Genomic DNA, 26343 nt, shown 5'->3' with positions numbered 1-26343 from the left:
CTCAAATGGGGAAAAACGCGCCTAATGTCCGGATTCAGGTCAGGAAGGGGGCTACCGCGCTCCAGGAGGGGTCCTCGGCCACGTCGACGCGGGCGGGCCCCTCCTTCCACTCGGCGGCGATCTCCTCGACCACGGGAGGGACGGCCGCCGCGGGATCGGCGTACACGTGCAGCACCCGGCTGCGGTCGGCGCTCATGTGGGCCGTCAGCACGGCCGAGCCGGCCTCGGCCAGCCGGCCGGTCAGCCGCTCCTCGAAGTCGCGCAGCGCGTCCAGGGACGCCCCCGACGGCAGCCCGTCGCCGTCGGCCTCGCGGTACGGCAGCGTGACGGCGATGTGCTGGTCGAACAGCGGGAAGTCCACGGGCCTGAGGGGGTAGCGGGCGGCGGCGGTCAGCCGGCCGCCGGTCGCCGTGTGGCCTTCGAGCAGCGCCCACTGCTCCTCCTTGAAGCCCTCCGCGACGTCGGCGACGACGGCGGGCAGGTGGACCGCGGGGAGGGCGTCGATCGGCTCGAACTCCGCGGCCACGATCTCGCCCAGCCATCGGGCCACCTCGTCCTCGCCCAGCAGCCAGTCGAGCGCGAGGAAGGTCGCCTCCGTCCGCGTGTCGTCGTCCACGTCGGGGAAGATCGGGTGGAAGGCGGTGACGTCCACGCGGGGCGTGCCGGGCGGCACGCGCAGCGCCACCACCAGCCGGTCGAGCCCGAACTCCCGCCCGCCGACGTCGACCGTCAGGTCCGCGGCCTGCGGGTTCGCCTGCCGCGACGGGTAGAACTCCCACATGGCGTCCGCAGACGGCGCGGCCAGGGCCCACCGGTGGGCGAGCGGCCGCAGCTCCGGGTCGTTCGACGCGCTGACCACCAGGGCGTGCACGGCCATGCGGCCGGGAGCGATCTCCCAGACGAGGGACGGATGGAGCGCGGTGACGGCGGGGCCGATCATCTCGGCCAGGGCCCCGGGGTCCTCCGCCTCGACGTACGCGTCGATCTGGGGACGGGCCTGGTCCCACCAGGTCCAGAACGCCGCGATGGCCTCGGCGGGGTCGGTGGACTCGCTCTTGCGCCCGAACAGTCGCATGACCCCGCATCCTCCCAGCCCGCCCGCCCCGATGCCAACGCGGGCGCGCTCCCGCGGGGGGTAACCTCGATGTGTTATGGGTCCCACACGAAAGCTCCGCGTCCTCGCCGCCATGTCGGGCGGGGTCGACTCCGCGGTGGCCGCCGCCCGGATCGCCGAGGCGGGGCACGACGTGACCGGCGTCCATCTGGCGCTGTCGTCCAACCCGCAGTCCTACCGCACCGGCGCGCGCGGGTGCTGCACGCTGGAGGACGCCCGCGACGCCCGCCGGGCCGCCGACGTCATCGGCATCCCCTTCTACGTTTGGGACATGGCCGAACGGTTCCACCGCGACGTGGTCGAGGACTTCGTCAGCGAGTACGCCGCCGGCCGCACGCCGAACCCCTGCCTGCGGTGCAACGAGAAGATCAAGTTCGAGGCGGTGCTCGACCGGGCGATCGCGCTCGGCTTCGACGCCGTCGCCACCGGCCATCACGCGCGGCTGGAGGACGGTGTGCTCCGGCGCAGCGTCGACGAGGCCAAGGACCAGTCGTACGTGCTGGGGGTGCTCACCCGCGAGCAGCTCGCACACGCGATCTTCCCGCTCGGCGACTCGACCAAGGCGCAGGTGCGCGAGGAGGCCGCGCGGCGCGGGCTGACCGTCGCCGACAAGCCCGACAGCCACGACATCTGCTTCATCGCCGACGGCGACACCCGGGCGTTCCTCGCCGAGCGCCTCGGCTCGTCGGAGGGGCCGATCGTCGACGCGCTCACCGGCCGGGTGGTCGGCAGCCACCAGGGGGCGTACGGCTTCACGGTCGGGCAGCGCAAGGGCCTGCGCGTCGACCGGCCGGCCGCCGACGGCAGGCCGCGCTACGTGCTGTCGATCGAGCCGGTGTCCAACACGGTCACGGTCGGGCCGCGCTCCTCCCTGGAGGTGACCTCCGTCGTGGGTGAGCGGCCGGTGTGGAACGGGCCGCAGCCGGAGCCGTACGAGCCGATCACCTGCACGGTGCAGCTGCGGGCACACGGCGAGGTGTACGGCTGCCGCGCCCAGGTGTCCGGCGATGAGCTGCACATCCAGCTCGACCGCCCGGCGACAGGCGTCGCGGCGGGCCAGGGCGCCGTCCTGTACGACGGTGACGTCGTCATCGGCTCCGCCACGATCGCCTCGGCCGTTTGAGCTACGGAACTTCGACGGACTCCCCGACCGGGATCCGGCGGAAGTCGGCCTTCTGCCTGCCGGCCTCCATGCCGAGCCAGTTGTCGATCAGGGTCGCGCCGATGTCGTTCACGATCCCGTCGTGCGTCGAGTAGGCCCGCGCGGGCCGGACGTAGCGCAGGTAGAGGATCGACTCGGCCGCCTTCAGCCACGGCGCGTTGGTCGGCACGAGCAGCGTGGGGACCTCGGCGCCCGGCGGCGTGAGGGCGTCACCGGGATAGAACACCTCGTCGTCCACGAAGAAGCCGACGTTCTGCACCGGCAGGACGTCGGGGAGGTTGTGCGCGTGCCACTCGCCGACCGCGCGCACGTGGAACCCCGCCGTGTCGAATGCGTCCCCCTGGGTGACGACCTGGAGCTTCGCCGGGATCTGGCCGAGCTGGTCGGCGACGGCCTGGCAGGTGTACACCTCCAGGTCCGGGCTCGCGTCCTTGAACAGATTCACGTCCACGTGGTCGAAGTGCTCGTGCGTGATCAGCACGGCGTCCGCGCCGTCGAGGAGCCCTTCGCCGCTGAACGCGCCGGGGTCGATGACGAGGGTCCGCCCGTCCTTCTCCAGCCGCCAGCACGCGTGACCGAGTTTGGTGAGTTTCATAGTCCCTAAGCTAGTGACCGTGAGCGACTATCCGTGGGCCGAGGCCACGGCCACCGGGGTGGGGTCCTACCCGGGCGAGGACCATCTGGAGGCGGTCAGGACGGCCTTCGGCGAACTGCCCATGCCGTACCTGCCCGAGCTGCCCGCCCGGGGGGTCGGCGCCGACATGATCGGGCGCACGGCGTCCCTGCTGGTGGAGCTGCCGGTGGAGGTGCAGCCGTCCGGCTGGCGGCTCAGCGACCGGCCGGGACGGGATTTCAAGCGGGCCAGGGACCATCTCACCCGCGACCTCGACGGGCTGGAGGAGGTCTCCCAGGGCTACGTGGGGCCGTTCAAGATCCAGGCGTGCGGGCCGTGGACGCTCGCCGGGGCGATCGAGCTCCGGCACGGCGACAAGGTGCTCGCCGACGCGGGAGCCGTACGCGACCTGACCGAGTCGCTGGCCGAGGGACTGGCGCAGCACGTGGCGGAGGTCCGGCGCCGGATTCCGGGAGCCGAGCTCGTCGTCCAGATCGACGAGCCGGGGCTGCCCCGGGTGCTGGCGGGCACGTTGCCGACCGCGTCCGGCTTCGGGCGGCTGCCCGCCGTCGAACCCCCGATCGCGTCGGAACGTCTGAAGACCGTGCTCTCCGCGCCGGCGCCCGCCTTCCCGGTCGTCCACTGCTGCGCGCCGGGCGTGCCCTACGAGGTCATCCGTACGGCGGGGGCGCGGGGTGTGTCCGTGGACGCCGCGCTGCTGCGCCGCCGCGACGAGGACGCCATCGGGGAGACGATCGAGAAGGGGCTCGCGCTGTTCCTCGGCGTCGTGCCGGGGACCGACTCCCGGCTCGCCGACGTCGGCGTGGTGGCCAAGCCGGCGGTGGAGCTGTGGCGGCGGCTCGGCTTCGCGCCGGGGAGGCTCGCCGAGCAGGTCGTGCTCACTCCCGCGTGCGGCCTGGCCGGAGCCTCTCCGGCGTACGCCAGGGCGGCGCTGGCCCGGTGCCGGGAGGCGGCCCTGGTGCTGCGCGAGGACCCCGGTGAGTGAGGCGCGGGGAGTGAGAGCGGGAGCGGGGCCGCGGCGAGCGATCCAAGCGGCCTCCCAGCTCATCCCCAAGTGATTCACAAGCCTTGTCACGTATCTCTTGACGTGCTGGAAGTTCAGACGTTCAGGAGAAGACCCCATGCGAAGCGCCGCGCGCCTTCTGCTCCCTCTTGCCACCGCCGCTCTGGCCGCCGGTCTCGTCGCGGCCCCCGCGGAGGCCTCGGCCTCGTCCGCGGCGGAGACCTGGAAGTGGGGACCGACGGCGTCCTCGGACACCAAGGGCTGGGCGAACGGGTACGTCCGGTCGGGATCGTCGGGCCTGCGCATCGTCGGCGACCTTTATGACGCGGGCGGGGCGAAGACCTGCTCGTGGGTGAAGATCAAGTGGCTGACCGACCGCGGGAAGTACCGCACCGCGACCTCGCGGAACTGCTCTCAGTCCACCCCGCGGACGTTCACGGTGAACGCCGGGTACATGCTGCTCGCCAAGGCCATGGTCTGCCGGGGCAGCGCGACCCGCGTCACCGGCAAGTGCTCTCGCTGGGAGCGGGTCTGGACCCAGGGAGGATGACCCTCGGGCCGGTCCCCTTCCATCCACGGTGACCGGCCCGAGTACACCCGGACAAAAAGGAATGAAAGTGGGCTGCAAGCGGTCTACCGTAATTCTCGATCGCTCAATGAGACGAGGGGCCGCGCGGTCTGGAGCGGCCCTCTCGCCGAGCGGTCCGGCGGGAGTCGCCCACGTCCTCGGCGCGGCTCCCGCCCCCGTCCTTCGCGAACTGTCGGTCGCCGGAGATACGGTTGCCCTGGGTGTCTGACGAGGGGAGACGGGCGACGTGAGCGACAGGGCTGACGAGGCTGACGGGCTCGACGGCGCCGCGCTCGGGGACGCGGCGAACGGGCACGCGGAGGCCGCGAGCGAGGTCGAAAGCGTGACGGGCGCCACCGGGGTGACACAGGGCGCGCCGGCCGAGGCACGGGAGCGGCACGCCGAGCTCACGGAGCTGCTCGAGGACGCCAACTGGCGCTACTACGTGCTCGACTCGCCCACGGTGAGCGACGCCGAGTACGACGGCTGGATGCGGGAGATCCTGGCGCTGGAGGAGGCGCATCCCGATCTGCGCACGCCTGACTCGCCCACCCAGAAGGTGGGGGCGCCGGTCTCCACCGAGTTCGCCCCCGTCACCCATCTCCAGCGCATGGAGAGCCTCGACAACGCCTTCAACGACGCCGACCTCGCCGGCTGGCAGGCCAGGGCGGAGCGGCTGATCGAGGCCGACCCGGGCCCCTACCTTTGTGAGCTGAAGATCGACGGCCTGGCCGTCGCGCTCGTGTACGAGAAGGGCCGCCTGGTGCGCGGCGCGACCCGGGGCGACGGGCGCACCGGCGACGACATCACGCCCAACATCCGCACGCTCGGCGACGTGCCGCACCGGCTCACCGGGGACGGCGTCCCCGATCTGCTGGAGGTGCGCGGCGAGGTCTTCCTGCCGGTCGAGGGCTTCAAGAAGCTCAATGAGCAGCTCATGGACGCGGGCAAGCCGCCGTTCGCCAATCCGCGCAACTCGGCCGCCGGCTCGCTGCGGCAGAAGGATCCGCGCATCACCGCGCAGCGCCCGCTGCGGATGATCGTGCACGGCGTCGGCAAGTGGGAGGGCGGCGGTCCGCTGCCCGCCACCCACTCGGCGGTCTACGAGCGGCTGCGCGACTTCGGGCTGCCGGTCAGCGACCGCTACAGGGTGGTCGAGGGCCTCGATGAGATCCGCGAGTTCATCGAGCACTACAACGAACACCGCCACGACCCGGAGTACGAGATCGACGGTGTGGTGGTAAAGGTCGACCGCATCCCGGTGCAGCGGCAGCTCGGCTCGACCAGCCGCGCACCGCGCTGGGCCATCGCGTTCAAGTACCCGCCGGAGGAGGTCACCACCAAGCTCCTCGACATCCAGGTCGGTGTGGGCAGGACGGGCCGGGTCACGCCGTTCGGCGTGATGAAGCCGGTGGTGGTGGCCGGGTCCACCGTGGAGCGCGCGACGCTGCACAACGGTTCGGAGGTGGCGCGCAAGGGCGTGCTGATCGGCGACACCGTGGTGCTGCGCAAGGCGGGCGACGTCATCCCCGAGATCGTGGGGCCCGTCGTCGACCTGCGGCAGGGCGGTGAGCGGGAGTTCGTGATGCCCACGCACTGTCCCGAGTGCGGCACCGAACTGGCCTACGAGCGCGAGGGCGACGCCGACCTGCGCTGCCCGAACGCCCGGTCCTGCCCGGCGCAGCTGCGTGAGCGGATCTACTTCGCGGCCGGGCGCAACGCGTTCGACATCGACGGGCTGGGCTACGTCGCGGCGACCGCGCTGACCCAGCCGCTGCCGCCGCAGGAGCCGCCGGTCCGCACGGAGGCCGACCTGTTCGACCTGACAATCGAGAAGCTGCTGCCGATCAGGTCGGTGGTCCGCGACCCCGACACGGGCCTGCCGAAGACCGATCCGGAGACCGGCGAGCCGAAGGTGGTCTCTTTCTTCGCCAACATCTCCGGCGAACCGAGCAAGAACGCCGAGCTGATCCTCCAGCAACTGGAGAAAAAGAAGGACCAGCCGCTGTGGCGGGTGCTCGTGGCGCTGACGATCCGGCACATCGGGCCGCCCACGGCCCGCGCGATCGCCGCGGAGTTCCGCTCGATCGACGCCATCGCCAAGGCGTCGGAGGAGGAGCTCGCGGCTGTGGAGGGCATCGGCCCGCGAGTCGCCGCGACCATCAAGGAGTGGTTCGCGGTCGACTGGCACCGGGAGATCATCGAGAAGTGGCGGGCCGCCGGTGTCCGGATGGCCGACGAGTCGCCCGAGGACGAGGGGCCGCGTCCGCTGGAGGGGCTGACGTTCGTCGTCACCGGGACGCTGTCGGACTTCAGCCGCGACGAGGCGAGCGAGGCCATCGGTGTCAGGGGCGGCAAGGTCACCGGCTCGGTGTCCAAGAAGACAAGCTTCCTGGTGGTGGGGGACAACCCCGGCTCGAAGTACGACAAGGCGGTCAAGGCCGGCGTCCCGATCCTCAACGAGGAGGGCTTCCACACCCTGCTGAGTGAGGGCCCCGACGCCGCCCGCGCCGTCGCCGTCACCCCCGAGGAGTAAGCACGCGCCGTCGCCGTCACCCCCGAGGAGTGAGCACGCGCCGTCGCCGTCACCCCGAGGAGTGAGGACGCGCCCTGAGAGACGCTGAGGCAGCGCCGGTGGGATCAGGGGCAGCCGAGGCCGAGTCCTCCCGGTCCGCCCTAGCCCAGCGGAGAGAGTGTGCCGGACGCCAGGGGAGCGGCGCCGCCCGCCTCGGTGGCGATAGCGGAGAACGTGCGCGCACCGCTCCCCACCGCCGACAGGACCGCGCGAGAGTGGGAGGTCTCGGGGAATTCCCCCAGCAACGACAACTCGCCGGCCATGAGCAGCGCTGACAGTGGATTGGCCAACGACTCCCGCAGGTAGTCGACAAACGTAGAACGAATCTAACGTAGAAGCGATCTTACATTGGTGGCGGGGAGTCGTGAGTGGGCGGACGTGCGCCTTGTCCCGGAACAGGATCATCTCTAGTCCTGTTTCATCGAGCATGCCGACTTCTGCCGATGCGATACCCGAAGTGCTGCAGTACGCCGCTTTCACCACCGATCCCGCCGGCGGCAACCTGGCCGGGGTGGTGCTCGACGCAAGCGGGCTCGATGAGGCGGCCATGCTCGCCATCGCCGCCGAGGTGGGTCATCCGGAGACGGCCTTCCTGAACGAGACCGCGCCACCGGCCGGCCGGACTTTCACCGTCCGGTATTTCAGCCCGAAGACGGAGGTGCCGTTCTGCGGGCACGCCACCGTGGCATCGGCGGTCGCGCTCGCCGAACGGATCGGCCCGGGGCGCCTGGTCTTCGAGACGCAGGCCGGAACGGTGCCGGTCGAGGTGGTGGCGGACGAAGGCGGTGTGCTGTGGGCGACCCTGACCAGCGTGGAGCCGTACGTCAAGCCGATCGGCGAGCTCGACGTGGCGCAGGCGCTCGACGCGTTGAGGTGGCGGATCGACGAGCTCGATCCGGCACTACCCCCACGGATCGCCTACGCGGGATCGCGCCACCTGGTGCTGGCCGCTGCCACCCGCGAGCGCCTCGCCGATCTCGACTACGACTTCTCGCGGCTCGCGCGGTACATGACCGATCGGGATCTCGTCACTGTGCACCTGGTGTGGCGGGAGTCGGCGGACACCTTCCAGGTGCGGGATCCGTTCCCCGTCGGCGGGATCGTGGAGGACCCGGCCACCGGGGCCGCCGCAGCCGCTTTCGGGGCGTATCTGCGGGACCTCGGCGAGGCCGGTCCCGCTGCCGTGCTGACCCTGCGTCAGGGTGTCGACATGGGACGGCCCGGTCTGCTGCGGGTGGAACTGCGAGACGGGGACTCCAGGGTCCGGGTTTCCGGCGCGGCGGTGCCTGTTCCGGCCGAAGGCCGGTCAGGCCCGCGGTGACCCGACCCACCCGTGCGAACTCGGCATGGGGACCCGGCACCGCCATCGTGGCGGAGGCGTCAGCGGCCCAGCCAGGAATCGAGCCGGCTCAGCAGAGCGGGTTCGGCCCTCAGCCCGGCCGCGGTGCCGCTGAACACGGCCTGGCAGGGGGCGCGCCAGATCCGTATCTCGGCGACGGCCCCGGTCGTGTCGGTCACCCACACGACGTCGAGACGGCTGATCGGCGTCGCGGCCCGTGTCCGGTCCGGCGCGCCGCAGTCCACGCCGTTGACGAAGTCGGTGGTGCCCTGGCTGTCGGTCACGCTCCGTATGGTGGCCGCGGCGTTGAGGAGTCCCCGGATGGGTTCGAGATCCTCGCGTAGGACCCGGTGAGCGCGCAGTTGAAGATCGGCTCCGTCCGCACGGTAGCGGCAGGCGGTGACCACGGCGAGCGGGCCGGGCAGGAACTCGTCATCGCGGCCACGGTTGCGAGCCATGCCGTCCTCGGGAAACTCCAGATCCGGCCGGTTGTCGACCTCTGCCACCGCCACCGTGTCCGGGCACGTGGGCGCCGGGACCGACGTCGGGTCTCTCGCGATCTGTTCCCGGTACAAGAAGAGGAAGCGGTCGACGGGATCGCCCCACAGAAAGCGGGTCCGGCCCGCGTGGTGGACAAGGGCGCAGTTGCGGTCGAGCAGGAGCAGCGCTGGTGGCCGGTCGCGGTAGCGCACCGCGAACGACAACTGCTCGCCGTATCCCACAGCGGTGCAGGCCTCGCCCATGTGCAGGTCCTCGGGCGGCGTACCACCCTGAGCGGTCATGAGAGCCCGTGCCGCCGCCTCCGCCTCGTCTCGCCTGGGCAACGCGTTGAGTACGGCGATCATCTCGGCGACGCGGGTGCTGAGGGTGCGGTCTCGTCCGGGCCGTGGCGACGGCATCGGCCCGGGACCGCTCCTCAACGGCGCGATCAGCTCGCACAGTGTCACCGAGACGGCGCCCTCGGCGGGCACCAGCGGCCCCGGCCTGTCGGCGGTTCCCCGCACGGACATCACCGCGTTAGGGCAGCCGTCCGCCTGCAGAAACCGCGTGTCCAGCATCTCGACGGGATATGAGGCGGACGTGGCGAGAAGCAGCGCGACCACGGCCCCGCCGGCCGGCCCGCGCCCGAGCCGGCCCCGCCACGAGATCATGAACCGACTGTACGTCGGTCCCTTCCCGGCAGACCAGTGACTCCGAGCGCCACATACCGGGACCCGCGGCGTGAGGGGGTCCTTCGACCGCGCCGGCCGGCATCGCGGCACAGCTGAATCAGTCCGGCCCGGGACGCACCTCATCGGCCTGGCCGCTCCCGGGCTCATGGAGATCCCGCCGGGCTCGATTTCCTGACGCGTCGAAGGCGTGCCGTACGGCTGGGAGCCGTACGGCACGCCTGGACTACGCGGGGGTCAGGAGGTGGTGCAGACCAGGGGGGACGGGGTGGAGGGGGTCCCGCTGGAGCTGCCGAGGAAGCCGAACGTGGTGCTCGCGCCGGGGGCGAGGTTGCCGTTCCAGTTCAGGTTCGTGGCCGTGACGCTGCTGCTGCCGGTGAGGTTGGCGTTCCACGCCTGGGTGATGGACTGCCCGCCGGGCATCGTCCACTTCACGGTCCAGTCGTTGATCGCCGAGGAGCCCGCGCTGGTCACGGTGACCTCACCCTGGAAGCCGCCGCCCCACGAGTTGACGACCTTGTAGACGGCCGTACAGCCGCGGTTCCCGGTGAACGTCGGCGAGACCGACGGGGACGGCGAGGGAGACTGGGGCGCCGACGGCGAAGCCGAGGGGGACGGCGACGGCGACGGGGACCGGGTCGGGGACGGGGACGGGGACACCGGCGGGGTGTACGGGGCGGCGATCGCCAGGTCGTAGGCCCGCTGCGGCACGAACTGGCCCGCGGGGGCGATGCAGCCGTCGGACTCGCCCGGAGGCTTGACCCAGAGGTACGCGGCGATCGCCGAGTCGCCGGTGTTCGTCGTGCTCCAGGCGCCGGTGGCGCGGCCGGCCGGGTCACACCACTCGCTGCCGACCGGGCCGTTGCCGTTGCGGCTGGTGTCGATCACGGCCTTCAGCCAGGACATGCCGGTGGCCGCGATGACGTTCTTGGCGTAGGAGACTGTGGCGGTGGTGAACCGGTAGTTGGAGACGTTGAGCGCGATGCCGTCCGCGCTGTTGGCGATGTCGGCGCCCCGCAGGCGGTTGGCCATGTCGGAGGCGCCCACCCAGGCCTCGTTGCCCGCGTCGAAGTAGACCTTGACCTGCGAGGAGGTGGCCTTGAACTTCTTGCCGGCGTATGCCATGGACGCCTGGACCTCGGCCTGCTGGGAGGAGTTCATGCAGTTCGGCATGATCGACAGGGCGTCGGGCTCCAGGATGATGTAGGCCGGACGCCCACCGAGGCCCGCGGCGACCTGGTCGATCCAGGCACGGTAGGACGCGTGGTCGGGAGCGCCGCCCGCGCTCGCGCCGCCGCAGTCGCGGTTCGGCATCTCGTACACGACCATGATCGGGATCTTGCCGGCCGCCGCTGCGGCGCCCACGTACGCGTCGACCTGGCTGCGCACGGCCGAGGGGTTGTAGCTGGCGAACCACCGGCCCTGCGGGACGGCGGCGATGCGGTCCCTGATCACGGCGGCTTTGCTGTCGTTGGGGTTGGCGGCCACCCACTTGGCCGCGTTGGTCGTCGGGTCCACGTAGAAGGCGGAGTCGGCGGCTTGCGCGGCGGAGGAGGCGAGCACGGACGCTCCCACCGCGGCCGTGGCGACCGCTGCGAGCACAGCCGCCGTCAATCTGCGAGACATGGAATACTCCGTCCGGTAATGTGGGAGCGCTCCCACAGTTCTATCGGATGGTAGGGAGCCGACGGTCGGTCCAAGAAGGGCCGCTCGTTATTTGTATGGACGGCCAACCTAATATGCGCAGGCGGGCGGGGGATCGGACCTGTGGAGCACTTGAAACTTTCACCACAAGTCCGGCCAGGCCGTGATATCTCCAGAAATCATGGTGACGCAGTGTGCCCAAGCGGTTTCGCGAAGTGGCCCAGAGGCCGTACCCTCCCATAGTGACCTCTTGGGGGGTTTCTTACCGATGACGCTTTCACGCGGTCTCATGCCGCTCGCCGGGGTGCCACGCGTCCTCCTGCCCGCCGTCGACCTGGGCGAACTGTCCACGCCCGTCGACACCCGGGACACCGGACCGCGCCCGGGCTCGCCCTTGTGGGCCTATCTCACGGCGGTCACCGCCGTCGGGGTCACCGCGCTGGTGATCGCGCAGGTACGGCTCGGCTTCGGCGAGCTGGGCGAGGTGGCCCGCGCCCCGCTGTTCTGGATACTGACCGTCCTGGTGGTGCTGGGCGAGCTGCGCCCGGTGATGTTCAGCTCCTCGACGCTCGTCGGGGGCACGCCGGCCTCCACGATGTTCACCTTCGCCGTGCTGATGTACCAGGGCCTGCCGACGGCGGCGCTGATGCAGGCGATCGCCGTGGTGGTCAGCGGTCTGGTGCACCGCAGGGCCTGGCACCGGGTGTCGTTCAACCTCGCCCAGGTGACCCTGGCCTGCGTGGCCGCGGCCGCGGCCTTCGCCGCGTTCGGCGCGCATCCCGCTCCCGGCACCCCCTGGACGCCCGACGGCGGCGACATCCCCGCCATCGCGGTGGCCGCGGCGGCGTACTTCGCGGTCCGCGCGATCCTGGTCTGCCAGGCGGTGGCGCTGCACGAGCGCCGGCCGCTGGCCCGGGTGATGAAGGCGTCCATCGGCCCGCAGGCCCTCGTCTACGGCGCGCTGCTCGGCCTCGCACCGCTGGTGGTCGTCGTGATGGCGCACTCCACGGCTCTGGTCCCCCTGTTCGTCGCGCCGCTGGCCGCCGTCTACTTCACCGCGACGCTCTCGCTGCGCCGCGACCACCAGGCGACCCACGACGGGCTCACCGGCCTGCCGAACCGCAAGATGCTCATCCTGCGTACCGAGGAGGCCCTGGCCGAGGCGCGCGAGCACGAGCGGGTGGGACTGCTGCTGCTCGACCTCGACCGTTTCAAGGAGGTCAACGACACGCTCGGCCATCCGGTCGGCGACCGGCTGCTGCAGATCGTGGCCCACCGGCTCACTCACAGCGTGCGGCCCGGCGACGTGGTGGCCCGCCTCGGCGGCGACGAGTTCGCGGTGCTGCTCCCGTCGATCAGGGACGCGCAGGCGGCCAAGGAGGTCGCCTCGCGGCTGCGGGTCGCGCTGACCGAGCCGGTACGCCTCGAGGGCATGACCTTCGACCTCGACGCGTCGATCGGGATCGCGCTCTATCCCGACCACGCGCCCGACTTCGAGCTGCTGATGCAGCGTTCCGACGTGGCGATGTACCTCGCCAAGGAGGGCCGCACCGGCGTCGAGTTCTACCTGCCGGGCAAGGATCGCAACTCGCCGGAACGGCTGAGCCTGCTCGGCGACCTGCGGCGCGCGATCGACGCCGACGAGCTGGAGCTCCACTATCAGCCCAAGGTGAGCCTCGAGGACGGCAGGGTCGAGAGCGTCGAGGCGCTGCTGCGCTGGTGGCATCCGGTGCGCGGGCCGATCTCGCCCGCCGAGTTCATCCCGCTGGCCGAGCAGTCGTACCTGATGCGCGAGCTCACCCAGCACGTCATCGGCCACGCGCTGGGGCAGGCGGCCCGGTGGTGGCACGCGGGCATCGACGTGCCGGTCTCGGTCAACGTGTCGGCCCGCGACCTGCTGGACTCGAGCCTGCCCGAGCAACTGGAGTCCGGGCTGGAGAAGCTGGAGCTGCCGCCCGAGGCCATCCGGCTGGAGGTCACCGAGCGCATCCTCATGACCGACCAGGCCTACAGCGCCGACACGATCCGCACCCTCGCCGGCCTCGGCATCCAGCTGGCCCTGGACGATTTCGGCACCGGTTACTCCTCGCTCGTCCGGCTCCAGCGCCTCCCGGTCTCCGAAGTGAAGATCGACGCGTCGTTCGTCCGGCGGCTCGGGGAGTCCCCGGACGACGAGCGCATCGTCCGCTCGATCATCGACCTCGTACGGTCCCTCGGGCTGAGGTCGGTCGCCGAGGGGGTCGAGTCGCCGGAGATCGCGGCGCTGCTGCGGGACATGGGCTGCCACGCGGGCCAGGGGTGGTGGCTGGCCAAGCCCATGCCGGCCGGTGAGGCGACCACGTGGCTGCGCGGCCGGCTCAGTGCGGCCTTCCGGGACCGTGAGAGCGGCGGCGCCCCGTCCCCCGCCGCACTGACCCCCGGGACCCGGTCGTCGCATTAAGACCATGTGACGCGGCGTCGTCGGGTCGGCCGCGCTCGGCGACGAGCCCTAGGATGGGTAGGTCCAATCTCCATCATGAAACGGGTTCGACGACTCATGTCCGCCATAACCCGCGATGAGGTCGCTCACCTCGCCCGGCTGTCCCGGCTGGCACTGGCCGACGACGAGCTCGACCACTTCGCCGCCCAGCTCGACCAGATCGTCGGCGCCGTCGCCCGCGTCGCGGAGGTGGCGGCCGACGACATCCCGCCGTCCTCGCACGCGCTTCCGCTGACCAACGTGTTCCGGCCCGACGACGTACGGCCCGGCCTCTCGCCCGAAGGCGCCCTGTCCGGCGCGCCCGCGGTGGAGGACGACCGCTTCCGCGTGCCGCGGATCCTCGGGGAGGAAGAATGAGTCTGATTCGCAAGACCGCCGCCGAGCTCGGCGCGCTGGTCGCCTCCCGAGAGGTCACCGCCGTCGAGGTCGCCCAGGCCCACCTCGACCGGATCGCCGAGGTCGACGGCCAGGTCAACGCCTTCCTGCACGTCGACGCCGAGTCCGCGCTGGCACAGGCCCGCGCGGTCGACGAGCGCCTCGCCGGGGGCGAGAAGCTCGGCCCGCTCGCCGGGGTGCCGGTCGCGCACAAGGACGTGTTCACCACGACCGGCATGCCGACGACGGCCGGCTCGAAGATCCTCGAAGGCTGGCGCCCGCCGTACGACGCGACCGTGACCCGCCGCCTGCGCGAGGCCGGCCTGGTGATCCTCGGCAAGACCAACCTGGACGAGTTCGCCATGGGGTCGTCCACGGAGAACTCGGCGTACGGTCCGACGCGCAACCCCTGGGACCTGGACAGGATCCCGGGCGGTTCGTCGGGCGGCTCGTCGGCCGCGGTGTCCGCCTACGAGGCGCCGCTGTCCACCGGCACCGACACCGGCGGCTCGATCCGCCAGCCCGCCGCGGTCACCGGCATCGTCGGAATGAAGCCGACGTACGGCGGCTCGTCCCGCTACGGGCTGATCGCGTTCGCGTCCTCGCTCGACACGCCCGGGCCGTTCGCCCGCAACGTGCTCGACGCGGCGCTGCTGCACGAGGCGTTCTCCGGCCACGACCCGCTCGACTCGACCTCGATCGACGCGCCGGTCCCGCCGGTCGTGGAGGCCGCGCGCCAGGCCGACGTGGCGGGCATGCGGGTCGGCGTGGTCAAGGAGTTCGGTGGGGAGGGCTACCAGCCCGGCGTCCTCGCCCGGTTCCAGGAGGCCGTCGACCTGCTGGAGTCGCTCGGCGCCAAGGTCGTCGAGGTCTCCTGCCCGACCTTCTCCTACGCGCTGCCCGCGTACTACCTGATCGCGCCGTCGGAGTGCTCGTCCAACCTGGCCCGTTTCGACGCCATGCGGTACGGCCTGCGCGTCGGCGACGACGGCACCCGCAGCGCCGAGGAGGTCATGGCGCTCACCCGGGCGGCCGGCTTCGGGCCCGAGGTCAAGCGGCGCATCATGCTCGGCACGTACGCCCTCTCGTCGGGCTACTACGACGCCTACTACGGGCAGGCCCAGAAGGTCCGCACGCTGATCATGCGGGACTTCGAGGCGGCCTTCCAGCAGGTGGACGTGCTGGTCTCGCCGACTACGCCGACCACGGCGTTCCCGATCGGGGAGCGGGCCGACGACCCGATGGCGATGTACCTCGCCGACCTGTGCACGATCCCGACCAACCTGGCCGGCAACGCGGCGATCTCGGTGCCCTGCGGCCTCGCCGACGAGGACGGCCTGCCGGTCGGACTGCAGGTCATGGCCCCGGTCCTGGCCGACGACCGCTGCTACCGGGTCGGCGCGGCCGTGGAGAAGGCCTACGAGAGCCGGTGGGGCGGCCCGCTGCTGTCCCGCGCGCCCGCGCTCTAGTCGCCGAGGGGAGGGGAACGGCGGCATGATCACCCGCATCGAGATCGACGGCTTCAAGTCGTTCGAGAACTTCGCGCTCGACCTGCCGCCGTTCCTCGTGCTCATCGGCACCAACGCCAGCGGCAAGTCGAACCTCCTCGATGCGCTGACGTTCGTCGCGACAGCCGGGACCCGCGGTGTTGACGCCGCGGTGTCGGAGGTGCGCGGCGACGCACGAGGACTTTTCCGCAAGCGCGGCGACGGCACCCGCGTCGACCGGATGCGTTTCGCTCTGGAACTCCTTCTCCCGGCGCAGCGCTCTTCGCCGAGCAGTCGCTGGCGTTGGGAGGTGCTGTTCGCATGGGCAGTGCCCGAAGGCGAGCTCGAAGGGATCACGATCGAGACGCAGCGGCTCGTCTCGTTGTCGTCGCCGGACCGGGTCATTCCCCTCATGGAGGGCGAGTGGGTCGTGCCGGAGGGAAGGTCCGCGCTGGATGACTTCTCCGGTAACTACAAGCCGGACGGGGAGATCGTACGGCGGATCAAGCACGAGCTCACCGAGGTCAGGTCCCTGCATCTGGAAGCGGGCTCCCTGCGCGAGGCGAGCGAGCTCGGCGGACCCCGTCGTATGGACTCCACCGGCCGGAATCTTCCGAACTACCTGAGATTTCTGGCGCGTGAGACGGCGTCGGAGAACAGGCCACTTGGCGTGGTCGGCGAAATCAAGATGCACCTCGTCGGACTGGTCAGGGAGATCAGCGACTTCGAGATCGTCGAGGACGAGCGCCGCAGGGACGTCAGGCTCGAGTTCGCCTCGCCCTACGACCGGGGGCTGGACGCTGAGTTCGCCTCCGATGGCACACTGCGCATGCTGGCGATCCTGGCCGCGTTGCACGACGGTGGAACCGCGGTCATCGAGGAGCCGGAGAACGGCGTCTTCCCGGAGAGACTCCGTCAGCTGCTCGGCCTCGCCCAGGAGTTGGTCACGGACGACGACGAAGCAGTGACGTCCGGCCTGGACCGGCCTCTGCAACGGCAGGCCCTGTTCACCAGTCACTCCCCTGTGGTGCTCGACGTGGTACCCCGGGAGAACATCGCGTTCCTCGACATGACCACCGTTCTGGAGGGCGGGATCGCCAGCAGGGTGAGCCGGGTGCGGCGGCTGCGGGAGGACGCCGGGCCGGTGCGGGTGGACGGCGAGCGGTGGCCGCGCGTGACGGATTCCGAACTCGACAGGTTCCGGGCCGGAGTGGAGGAACCGGTCTGATGCGGAGCCTGAGCTGCGTCCTGATCAGAGAAGGGCCGTCGGACGACTGGTTCCTGCCGATCCTGCTGCGCAGGGCCCTGGAGGAACTCGTGGTCGAGTCCTTCCCGGCCTGCCGGGAGGTTCAGGAGGTGCGGCCCCTTCCGGAGGCGGGCAACCAGCATCCGGAGACGGTGATCAGGACCTTGAAGGAGGAGCGGGGCACCTTCGACGTGGTTCTCTATCATCACGACGGCGCTCCACCGGCCAAGTCGGAACTCGTCCTGGGACGTATCCGGCAGGCTTACAGTGCAAGTGACCTCGGGGAGCCTCTGGTCGCGGTCGTGCCGATGAGGGAGACGGAGGCCTGGCTGCTCGCCGATCGGGCGGCCCTGGTGAGAGCGCTCAATCTGCGTCGCCTCAGCCGGGAACCCCTGTCGGGATCCGAGGTCGAGTCATGCCCCGATCCCAAGGTGGTCATCGATGCGCTGCTGAGGGACGAGGCGGGGCTGAACCCGAAGAAGAAAGGCGCGCTCCGAAACTTCTATCTCTCGGTAGCGGAGAACGCCGGCATCGCTGAACTGCGGAAGGTGCCCGCCTTCCAGCAATGGTGGAATGACATGATCGAAGCATTGGAAGGACTGGGTTACCAGCATGGCTGATACCGCGACGCTCATGCCGTACGACGAGGCGCTGGAGCGCTTCGAGCCGGTGCTGGGGCTGGAGACGCACGTCGAGTTGGGCACCGACTCGAAGATGTTCTGCGGCTGCCCGACGACCTTCGGCGCACCGCCGAACACGCATGTCTGCCCGGTGTGCCTGGCACTGCCCGGCTCGCTGCCGACGGCCAACGAGAAGGCCATCGAGTCGACGATCCGGATCGGCCTCGCGCTGAACTGCAGCATCGCGAAGTGGTGCCGGTTCGCCCGGAAGAACTACTTCTATCCGGACATGCCGAAGAACTACCAGATCAGCCAGTACGACGAGCCGCTGTGCACGGACGGCTATCTGGACGTCGAGGTGGACGGCAAGATCGTCCGCGTGGAGATCGAGCGGGTGCACCTGGAGGAGGACACCGGCAAGTCCACCCACGTCGGCGGAGCGACCGGGCGGATCCACGGCGCCGACTACTCGATCGTCGACTACAACCGGGCCGGTATCCCGCTCGTCGAGATCGTGACCAAGCCGATCGCGGGCACCGACCGGCTCGCCCCCGAGGTCGCCCGCGCGTACGTCACCGAACTGCGCGAGGTGATGCGCTCGCTCGGCGTGTCCGACGTGCGGATGGAGCAGGGTTCGCTGCGCTGCGACGTGAACGTCTCGCTGATGCCGCGCGGCTCGGCCGAGTGGGGCACCCGTACGGAGACCAAGAACGTCAACTCGCTGCGCAGCGTCGAGCGGGCGGTGCGGGGCGAGATCGAGCGCCAGGCGGCCATCCTCGCCGGGGGCGGGCGGATCGTGCAGGAGACCCGCCACTTCCACGAGGACACCGGGCAGACGACCTCCGGACGGTCGAAGGAGGAGGCGCAGGACTACCGCTACTTCCCCGAGCCCGACCTGCTGCCTATCGCGCCCGACCCGGCCTGGGTCGAGTCGCTGAAGGCCGCACTGCCCGAGCTGCCGTCGGCGCGGCGCACGCGGCTCCAGCAGGAGTGGGGCGTGTCCGACCTCGACATGGCCGCCATGCACAACGCCGACGCGATCGACCTGGTCGAGGCGACGGTGGCCGCGGGCGCTCCCGCCGCCGACGCGCGCAAGTGGTGGATGGGCGAGCTGGCCCGGCGGGCCAACGAGTCGGCCACGGCGCTCGCCGACCTGCCGATCACCCCGGCGCAGGTCGCCCGGGTGACCGAGCTGGTGGCCTCCGGCGCCCTGAACGACAAGCTGGCCCGCCAGGTGCTGGAGGGCGTGCTCCTCGGCGAGGGCGGTCCGGACGAGGTCGTGGAGAAGCGCGGGCTCCAGGTCGTGAGCGACGAGGGCGAGCTGTCGGCGATCATCGACCAGGTGCTGGCGGACAACGCCGACGCCGCCGAGAAGGTGCGCGGCGGGAAGATCGCGGCCGTGGGCGCGCTGGTCGGCGGCGTGATGAAGGCCAGCCGGGGCAAGGCGGACGCGGGCCGGGCCCGTGAGCTGATCCTGGAGAAGCTCGGCGTCCAGGGCTAGGAGAACGCCTGGCGAGCGCCGCCCTCTCGCGCGAGGCGCCGCCGGGGCCATCCGCAGCAGGGGCGTGAGGACGGCCGGCCATGGTTCCGCGTGGCCGGCCGTCGGGCTGCCCCGGCCGGTCTGGGGACCGGAATGCCTGGTTTGTGACGGGGTGTGAATTTGCCTGTCGTGCCGGGGAAGGCCGGATGCTGCCAGGCAACGCGCGGAAGGTGTTGCTTTGGGACATATCCAGCAGAGTGTGTTTTAGGGTTAACTGATCGGAGTTGACCTTGAGCTGGAGGAGACCGAGGCGTGCGCAACGCCGGAGCGTCCGTCGACCCGCCTGCGGATCCGTCCGGGGCGTCCGTCGACCCGCCTGCGGATCCGCCCGGGGCGGCGTCCGCTCCTCCGCGTAAACATCCGGTGCGCCGCGTCGCCTCGCTGCCCCGCGGGGTCTCGGCCCTTCCCCGGGGTGTGTCGGCCGACATTTTCGCGGAACCCTCCGCTCCCGCCATCCCGGCCGCGGCCAAGCCGTCCGGCGGCGGGAGCATCCCGCCGCCGGCTCCGCCGGTCGAGCCGTGGCGGGTGCCGGAGCGCCCGGTGCGCGAGGACCCCGTCGTCGTCCCGCCGCAGGACCTCGGCGACCTGCTCGACCCCGTTCCCCGGAGTCGTACGCTCCGCCGTGCGCTGATCGGCCTGGCGGCGCTGCTCCTGGCGCTCTATCTCGTGCCGGCCGTTTCCATGGCGGGGAAGGTCCTGCCCGGCACCACGGTGCTCGGCGTCGACATCGGCGGGCAGAGCACGACCGAGGCCGTCGCCACGCTGCGCGAACGGTTGTACGCCCAGACGAGGACTCCGCTGATCGTGCGGCAGGGCAACCGGCGCCTCACCGTCGACCCGGTGCAGGCCGGTCTCACGCTCGACGCCGAGGCCACGGTCCGCGCCGCGCAGGCGGGCTTCCCCAGCCCGCCGGAGGTGTGGAGCGCGCTGACCGGCAGCCGTGAGGTACGGCCCGTCGTGTCGGTGGACCGGCGCAAACTCGACGAGACGGTGGCCAGGACCATCGTCGTGCCGCTGGAGAACCCGAGGCGTGAGGGCGACGTCTCGTTCGACGGGGTCACTCCGGTCCCGACCTATCCGCGACCAGGCAGGGTCGTCGACGCGAAGGCGACGGGCGACCAGATCGTCAGGGGGTACCTCGCCCCGGAGGTCGTGGTCGTGGTGCCCACGATGCGGGATCTGCCGCACATCACCCGTGCCGAGGTGCGGCGCGCCCTGGGCTGGGCGGGCCGGGCGGTGGCCGCGCCCCTGACCCTGACCAACGGGACCGCCTCCGTCAGCCTGTCGCCGGCCACACTGGCGCGGCACCTGACGTTCGCGCCCGAAGGCGTGGTCCTGCGGCCGCGGTTCGACGCCGAGGCGGCGATCGCCGGTGTCGAGCCCGCGCTGGTCGGTCACGCGCGGGTGGCCCGCGACGCCACCTTCACGATCAAGGGCGGGCGTCCGGTCCTGGTGCCCGGCAGGCCGGGCGACCGGGTGGACACCGACCGCCTCGCCGCCGACGTGCTCACCGCCCTCGACCGCGGCAGCCGTACGGTCGCCGTGCAGGTCGTGCACGGGCCGCCGCGGGTCACCGACGACGCCGCGCGGCGGATGGGTATCCGGGAGGAGGCCGGCGGCTTCACCACCTCCTATGCCTGCTGCGCCCGGAGCGCGGGCAACATCCGCGCCGCCGCGGCGCTCCTGGACGGCCACCTGGTGGAACCGGGGGAGACGTTCTCGTTCAACGAGGTCGTCGGCCCGCGCACCGCGGCCGCGGGATTCGACGGCATCGGCCCCACGTTGATCCACGGCAGGGCCGGCACCGACGCGACGGGGATGACACAGGTCGCGACCACCATGATGAACGCGGTGGTCCGCGCCGGGCTGCGGGTCATCGAGCACACCCCGCCCGAGGTCCACGCCTCTCACCTGCCGGTCGGCACCGAGGCCGCGGTGTCCTTCCCCGGCCCCGACCTGCGCTGGAAGAACGACTCGCCGTACGGCGTGCTCGTCCAGACGTCGGCCGACGGCACGTCGCTGACCGTGACGCTGTGGAGCACCAAGCGGTACGACGTGGACCTGCAGGACCCGGTCGTCGCCCAGCGGGTGGCGCTGCCTCCGGTGATCCGTCAGGGACCCGGCTGCGTGGCGGCGCAGGGGCAGCCCGGCTTCACCGCCATGGTGACGCGCGTGCTGCGGCAGGACGGCGAGGTGGTCTCCCGGCAGACCTTCCGCGCCTCCTACCGCCCCCAGGCCGGGGTCGTCTGCCGCTCCGGCTGATCAGGACGAGGGCCGCACCACCAGGATCCGGTCGTCGCCGTCCTTCGGAGAGCCCCGCCCGTCCCGGTTGCTGGTGCTCACCCACAGCGTGCCGTCGGGAGCGGCGGCCACCGCGCGTAGCCTGCCGTACTCGCCGGAGTACAGCGCGGCGGGCCGGCCGGCGCGGCCGGAGGCGTCCACCGGGACCCGCCACAGCCGCTCGCCGCGCAGCGCGGCGGCCCACAGCGCCCCCCGGGCGTACGCGAGGCCGGACGGCGACGCCTCGGAGGTCGGCCAGGTGAGCAGCGGATCGGTGTACTCGGACCGGCCGCCCACCCCCTCGACCTCCGGCCACCCGTAGTTGTGGCCCTTCTCGATGAGGTTGATCTCGTCGTAGGTGTTCTGACCGAACTCGGTGGCGTACATGTGCCCCCGGTCGTCCCAGGCGAGGCCCTGCACGTTGCGGTGACCGTAGGACCACACCAGCGTGCCGAAGGGGTTGCCCGGGGCGGGGCCGCCGTCCGTCGTCATCCGCAGGATCTTGCCGCCCAGTGAGTTCCTGTCCTGGGCCATGCCGCGTTCGCCGGTCTCCCCGGTCGAGGCGTACAGGTAGCCGTCGGGGCCGAAGGCGAGGCGGCCCCCGTTGTGGATGCCTCCCTTGGGGATCCCGCTGACGATCACCTTCCGGTCCGAGAGCCGCCCGTCGTAGCGGTAGCGGACGATCCGGTTGTCCTCTCCCGCCGTGAAGTAGACGAAGACGAAGCGGTCGGTGGCGTAACGGGGTGAGACGGCCACGCCCAGCAGGCCGCCCTCGCCGCTCGCCGACACCCCCTCGATCACGCCGGCCTCGCGGACCTCGCCGCGCGGCGTGACCCGCAGCAGCCGCGCCGAATCACGCTCGGTCACCAGCGCGTCGCCGCCGGGCAGGAACGCGATCGCCCAGGGCACCGCCAGTCCGGTGACCAGCGTGCGCGGCCGGGCCGGGGTGACGTCCGTCTCACCGCCATCCGTGACGCCGCTCGTGGCGCCGCTCGTGGCGGGGAGCGGCGGGGGAGTCCTGCCCCCGCCCGCACCGCCCGGCGCGCACGCCGTGGCCGCCGTCATAAGCGCCGCCGACGAAAGGGCCGCCGCCAGGAGCGTGCTGCCCGTGCCATGCCTGTCCGCCATCCCCGATGACCTCCTCAAGTACCCATACTCGCGGGCGGGGGCGCAGGTTCCCTAGGTTGTTCCTCGTGAAGATCTGGGTCGCCTCACAGGACATCGCCGACGCCCTCTCCGAGCTCCCCGAAGGGCTCCCTGCCCTCGACTGCGCGGTGTACGACGGAAGGACGCCGCCGCCCGGCCCGCCGGAGGAGGTGGAGATCTGGGTGCCTCCGCTGGTCCCGGTGCCGGACACCTCCGCCCTGCTGGGCCGCATGACCAACCTCCGCCTGCTGCAGACCGTGACGGCGGGGGTCGAGCCCTACCTGCCGCACGTGCCGCCGAAGGCGGTCCTGTGCAACGCCCGCGGCGTCCACGACGCGGGCACGGCCGAGTGGGCCGTGGGCGCGATGATCGCGGTGCTGCGGGAGTTCCCGGGCTTCGCGGCCGCGCAGGCCAGGCGCGAGTGGGCCTACCACCACACCGGTGTCCTCGCCGACTCCACCGTGCTGATCGTCGGCTACGGCTCGATCGGCGAGGCGCTCGAACGGCGTCTGGCCGGGTTCGAGGTGGAGATCGTGCGGGTGGCGCGCACGGCCCGGGACGGCGTCCACGGCGAGGACGAGTTGCCGGCGCTGCTGCCCGCCGCCGACGTGGTCGTGCTGCTGGTGCCCGCCACGGCCGGGACGGCCGGGCTGGTCGACGCCCGGTTCCTCGCCCGGATGAAGGACGGCGCGCTGCTGGTGAACGCCGCCCGCGGATCGGTCGTGGACACCGACGCGCTGCTGGCCGAGCTGCGGTCGGGCAGGCTGCTGGCGGCGCTCGACGTCGCCCCCGTCGAACCGCTGCCGTCCGATCACCCGCTCTGGACCGCTCCGGGGGTCTTCATCACCCCGCACGTCGCCGGCAGCACGCCCGCGTCCGTACGGCGTATGCGGAGACTCGTGCGGGAACAGGTCGTGCGTCATCTGACGGGCCGTCCACTCGCTAACATGATCACCGGGCATTACTGACCGCTCCATTAAGGATTCCGGAACGTGGCTGCCTCGTGACCTGGGGTGCGTACGCTGAAGCTCAGCGTGCGCGGCTGGTTATCAGATCGGTGACGACTCGCCCGTTGTCCCCCTCTCGATCAGCGGCTGTGCGCACACTGGCAATGTGACAGGGAGAGTAAAGCCGAGTCGAGAACGGGAGGGGCAGTGACGGCACACCCCACCGGATCCGGCGACGCTGAAACGACTCCGGCCTCGGCCGAAATCCCGGAGGACACGACGGCCGGTGGTGAAGCGGCGACAGGTGTAGAGGCGACGCGCGTGAACGTCAGGCGTGACCCCCGGGTCCCAGTCACCACCGCTGCCGGGCTCGGCGCGGTCGCGGTCGTCGCGGCCCTGATCACCGGAGGCTCGGCGCCGGTCGTGACCGCGATCGCGGGGGTCGTCACCGGCCTGCTCGCGGCCACCTCGCTGATCATGGCCGCCACTCGCGTCGTCCCTGCCCACCGGCGCCAGCCCGGCGCCTGGCGCTGGATGGCCGCCGGGTCGCTGACCTGGCTCCTCGGCGTCGGCCTGCGGCCCGTGGCGGACGGCACGCCGTTCGTGCTCACGTTCGCCGACCTGCTCATGCTCGTCGGCTCCGTGCTGCTCGCGATCGGCTGTGGGCTGTCGGTGAAACCACCCGCGTTCACGCGCGGGGTGATACGCCAGGCGGCCGACGCGTACCTGGGCGCGGCGTCGGTCTTCGCCGTGGCCTGGGTCGCCGTGCTCGGCCCGGCGTTCAGGAGGGCGGAGGACACCGGCGCGTTCTTCGTCGCGCTCGCGCTGCCCGTGGTCTGCCTGCTCGCGACCTGTGCGGTGACACCGGCCGTGGTCGCGTCGCGGTCGGGCAACCGGGTGGTCGGGCTCACCGGCGTCGGGGTGCTCACCGCGATAACGGTCGCGGAGATGGCGACGGCCCTCGCCCGTCTCGGCGGCGACACCCCGCCGCTCGCGGCCGGGCTCGTCGTCCCGGCGATGCTGCTCGTCCTCGCGGTCACGCCGTGGGTGCAGGAGGTCCGGCCGGTCAGGCCGCTGCCCGCCGCGCTGACGGCCGCCACCCCGTTGGTGCTCGTCGCCGCCGCCACCGTGATCGCCACCTTGTACGTGATGGGCGGCAGCCGCGACGCCGCCCTGGCGGTCGTGGCCGCCTCGGTCGTCCTCGTCCTGCTCGGCCGGCTGTTCGTGCTCCTCGTCGAGACCGCGGGCATGCGCCGCCTCGTCGACGTCGGCGAGCAGCAACTGCGCAGGCTCGCCGAGAACACCGGCGACGTCGTGCTCGTGTGCGACCCCGGCGGGGTCGTCCAGGAGGTCGGCCCCGGCCTCGAGACGACGTACGGCTACCGCCCCGAGGACCTCGCCTTCCGGCCGATCTTCGACTACATCCACCCCGAGGACCTGCCGGCCGTACAGGCCCTGCTCGACCGCATGACGGACGAGGACGACGGGCCCGAGCAGGAGGGCGGCACCCGGATCTCCTGCCGGTTCCGGGCCTCCGACGGCACCTGGCGGCCCACGGAGTCCGTCGCCGCCCGCCACGTACGCGACGACGACCTCGTCCTGGTCACGATCCGCGACATCAGCGACCAGGTGGCCCTGCGCAACCAGGTCACCCACCTGACCTTCCACGACGGGGTCACCGGGCTGCCCAACCGGGCCTACCTCGAGGAACGCGCCCGCGACGTGCTCACCCGCCGCGGTGCCGGCGGGACCGCGGTCATCTTCCTGGACCTCGACGGCTTCACCTCCGTCAACGACTCCGTGGGCCACGCCAGCGGCGATCACCTGCTCGGCCAGGCCGCCCGCCGCCTGCGCTCGGCCGTACGGGCCGACGACACCCTCGCCCGGTGGGGCGGGGACGAGTTCGCGGTGCTGCTGGAGGGCGGCGCGTCCGGCGGCACCGACGCGCAGACCGCCATCGACCTGGCCGAACGGCTGGTCCGCGCGGTCTCCAACGAGCCGTTCCGGGTGGCGGACCGGGACATCGCGCTGACGGCCAGCGTCGGCGTGGCGTTCGCCGAGGAGGACCTGCCCCCCGGAGACCTGCTGCGCAACGCCGACGTGGCGATGTCGCGGGCCAAGGAGCTCGGCGGGCGCCGCGTGGAGGTGTTCGCCACCCACATGCACGCCGACGTGCTGCGCCGCCTGGAGATCGCCTCCGACCTGCAGCGGGCGCTGCTGGAGAACCAGTTCGCGATCGAGTACCAGCCCGTGGTCGACCTGGCCACGTCACAGGTGACCGCCGTCGAGGCACTGGTGCGCTGGTGGCGGGGCGGCACGTTCGTACCGCCGGAGCAGTTCCTCGGGGCCGCCGAGGACACCGGGATCATCGTGCCGCTCAGCGAGTGGATCCTGCGCGAGGCGTGCCGTGAGGTCGCCGCCTGGCGCGCGTCGTCCTGGGACATCGGGCTGGCGCTGAACCTGTCCGCGCGGCAGATCATGGCCCCGCGTTTCGTGGAGACCGTGGCCGAGGCGCTGAGCGAGAGCGGACTGCCCGCCAGCGTGCTGACCCTCGAGGTCATCGAGGAGATGCTGGTCGACGACGCCGGGGACATGATCAGCAGGCTGTCGGAGCTGAGGGCACTCGGCGTACGGCTGGCCATAGACGACTTCGGCACCGGCTACGCGTCGCTCGCGTTCCTGCGCCAGCTGCCGGTCGACATGATCAAGATCGACCCGTCGTTCGTCTCCGGACTCGGCCGCGACGACACGCTGACCCTGCTGACGAAGACGATCGTGCAACTCGGCAACGACCTCGGCCTGATCGTCGTCGCCGAGGGCATCGAGCGTCCGGAGCAACTCGACCTGCTGCGCAAGATGGGCTGCACGCGTGGCCAGGGCTACCTGGTGGCCCGTCCCATGACCGCACGCGGCGTCGACTCCCTGATGCCCACCACCACCCTCCAGAACACCGCCTAGGTGTGTTTCCCGCGTCGCTCGTCGGGGCGCCGGTGGCATAGCCTGGGGAGTCCGTTG

19 protein-coding genes are annotated in these 26343 nt (G+C 71.6%); 14 read left to right on the top strand and 5 right to left on the bottom strand.

What is annotated here, in order from left to right:
* Positions 1–34: 34 nt before the first annotated feature.
* On the bottom strand, positions 35–1075 hold the full coding sequence (locus HHX30_RS24105; protein WP_169984240.1) for a DUF695 domain-containing protein: 1041 nt from the start codon (positions 1073–1075) through the stop codon (positions 35–37).
* Between the two features lie 76 nt (positions 1076–1151).
* Between HHX30_RS24105 and mnmA the strand changes: the two genes are divergently transcribed.
* Positions 1152–2237 (top strand): tRNA 2-thiouridine(34) synthase MnmA, encoded by a 1086-nt coding sequence (gene mnmA / locus HHX30_RS24100; RefSeq protein ID WP_169984239.1) that lies wholly within the window; start codon positions 1152–1154, stop codon positions 2235–2237.
* Position 2238: 1 nt separating this feature from the next.
* Here mnmA and HHX30_RS24095 read toward each other — a convergent pair whose 3' ends face one another.
* On the bottom strand, positions 2239–2871 hold the full coding sequence (locus HHX30_RS24095) for an MBL fold metallo-hydrolase (protein WP_169984238.1): 633 nt from the start codon (positions 2869–2871) through the stop codon (positions 2239–2241).
* 19 nt (positions 2872–2890) lie between these two features.
* Between HHX30_RS24095 and HHX30_RS24090 the strand changes: the two genes are divergently transcribed.
* From HHX30_RS24090 to HHX30_RS24075, 4 genes are all read left to right on the top strand, one after another.
* A complete protein-coding gene (locus HHX30_RS24090) occupies positions 2891–3895 on the top strand; it encodes a methionine synthase (RefSeq protein WP_169984237.1) in 1005 nt (334 codons plus the stop codon).
* 136 nt (positions 3896–4031) lie between these two features.
* A complete protein-coding gene (locus HHX30_RS24085; protein ID WP_169984236.1) occupies positions 4032–4463 on the top strand; it encodes a hypothetical protein in 432 nt (143 codons plus the stop codon).
* Between the two features lie 361 nt (positions 4464–4824).
* Positions 4825–7017 (top strand): NAD-dependent DNA ligase LigA, encoded by a 2193-nt coding sequence (ligA, locus tag HHX30_RS24080; protein WP_169984333.1) that lies wholly within the window; start codon positions 4825–4827, stop codon positions 7015–7017.
* A gap of 496 nt (positions 7018–7513) precedes the next feature.
* Positions 7514–8377, top strand: a complete 864-nt coding sequence (locus HHX30_RS24075; RefSeq protein WP_310741990.1) for a PhzF family phenazine biosynthesis isomerase — start codon at positions 7514–7516, stop codon at positions 8375–8377.
* A 59-nt stretch (positions 8378–8436) separates the two neighbouring features.
* On the opposite strand, the gene HHX30_RS24070 is transcribed toward HHX30_RS24075, so the two are convergent.
* Positions 8437–9546 (bottom strand): hypothetical protein, encoded by a 1110-nt coding sequence (locus HHX30_RS24070; protein WP_169984235.1) that lies wholly within the window; start codon positions 9544–9546, stop codon positions 8437–8439.
* A gap of 255 nt (positions 9547–9801) precedes the next feature.
* The gene (locus tag HHX30_RS24065) at positions 9802–11190 is read right to left on the bottom strand and encodes a glycoside hydrolase family 6 protein (protein ID WP_169984234.1); all 1389 of its coding nucleotides are present in this window, start codon (positions 11188–11190) and stop codon (positions 9802–9804) included.
* Between the two features lie 361 nt (positions 11191–11551).
* Here HHX30_RS24065 and HHX30_RS24060 point away from each other — a divergent pair, with 361 nt between their 5' ends.
* From HHX30_RS24060 to HHX30_RS43375, 7 genes are all read left to right on the top strand, one after another.
* Positions 11552–13648, top strand: coding sequence for a putative bifunctional diguanylate cyclase/phosphodiesterase (locus HHX30_RS24060; RefSeq protein ID WP_396705124.1), 2097 nt, complete (start codon positions 11552–11554; stop codon positions 13646–13648).
* A gap of 96 nt (positions 13649–13744) precedes the next feature.
* Positions 13745–14044 carry an Asp-tRNA(Asn)/Glu-tRNA(Gln) amidotransferase subunit GatC gene (gene gatC, locus HHX30_RS24055; RefSeq protein WP_169984232.1) on the top strand — a complete coding sequence of 100 codons (300 nt, stop codon included), beginning with the start codon at positions 13745–13747 and terminating at the stop codon, positions 14042–14044.
* The gene (gene gatA / locus HHX30_RS24050; protein WP_169984231.1) at positions 14041–15531 is read left to right on the top strand and encodes an Asp-tRNA(Asn)/Glu-tRNA(Gln) amidotransferase subunit GatA; all 1491 of its coding nucleotides are present in this window, start codon (positions 14041–14043) and stop codon (positions 15529–15531) included. The genes gatC and gatA overlap by 4 nt, the downstream gene beginning before the upstream one ends.
* Before the next feature lie 25 nt (positions 15532–15556).
* Positions 15557–16777 carry an AAA family ATPase gene (locus tag HHX30_RS24045; protein ID WP_169984230.1) on the top strand — a complete coding sequence of 407 codons (1221 nt, stop codon included), beginning with the start codon at positions 15557–15559 and terminating at the stop codon, positions 16775–16777.
* The gene (locus tag HHX30_RS24040) at positions 16777–17415 is read left to right on the top strand and encodes a DUF4276 family protein (RefSeq protein ID WP_169984229.1); all 639 of its coding nucleotides are present in this window, start codon (positions 16777–16779) and stop codon (positions 17413–17415) included. Before HHX30_RS24045 ends, HHX30_RS24040 begins: the two co-directional genes overlap by 1 nt.
* A complete protein-coding gene (gene gatB / locus HHX30_RS24035) occupies positions 17408–18916 on the top strand; it encodes an Asp-tRNA(Asn)/Glu-tRNA(Gln) amidotransferase subunit GatB (protein WP_169984228.1) in 1509 nt (502 codons plus the stop codon). The genes HHX30_RS24040 and gatB overlap by 8 nt, the downstream gene beginning before the upstream one ends.
* 291 nt (positions 18917–19207) lie before the next feature.
* Complete coding sequence (locus HHX30_RS43375) at positions 19208–21217, top strand: VanW family protein (RefSeq protein ID WP_169984227.1); 2010 nt, start codon at positions 19208–19210, stop codon at positions 21215–21217.
* Here the strand turns inward: HHX30_RS43375 and HHX30_RS24025 are convergent, their stop codons facing one another.
* Positions 21218–22363 (bottom strand): sorbosone dehydrogenase family protein, encoded by a 1146-nt coding sequence (locus tag HHX30_RS24025; RefSeq protein ID WP_249350370.1) that lies wholly within the window; start codon positions 22361–22363, stop codon positions 21218–21220.
* Positions 22364–22428: 65 nt separating this feature from the next.
* Here HHX30_RS24025 and HHX30_RS24020 point away from each other — a divergent pair, with 65 nt between their 5' ends.
* Positions 22429–23349 carry a 2-hydroxyacid dehydrogenase gene (locus HHX30_RS24020; RefSeq protein WP_311922842.1) on the top strand — a complete coding sequence of 307 codons (921 nt, stop codon included), beginning with the start codon at positions 22429–22431 and terminating at the stop codon, positions 23347–23349.
* 300 nt (positions 23350–23649) lie between these two features.
* Entirely contained in the window at positions 23650–26286 is a 2637-nt protein-coding gene (locus HHX30_RS24015; protein ID WP_311922841.1) for an EAL domain-containing protein, read from the top strand.
* Positions 26287–26343: the final 57 nt, after the last annotated feature.

Origin of the sequence: Microbispora sp. H10836 (assembly GCF_012999525.1) — a bacterium.
Lineage (GTDB): Bacteria > Actinomycetota > Actinomycetes > Streptosporangiales > Streptosporangiaceae > Microbispora.
The sequence above is the reverse complement of the archived record's forward strand: the minus strand, read 5'-3'. Positions and strand labels throughout refer to the sequence as shown.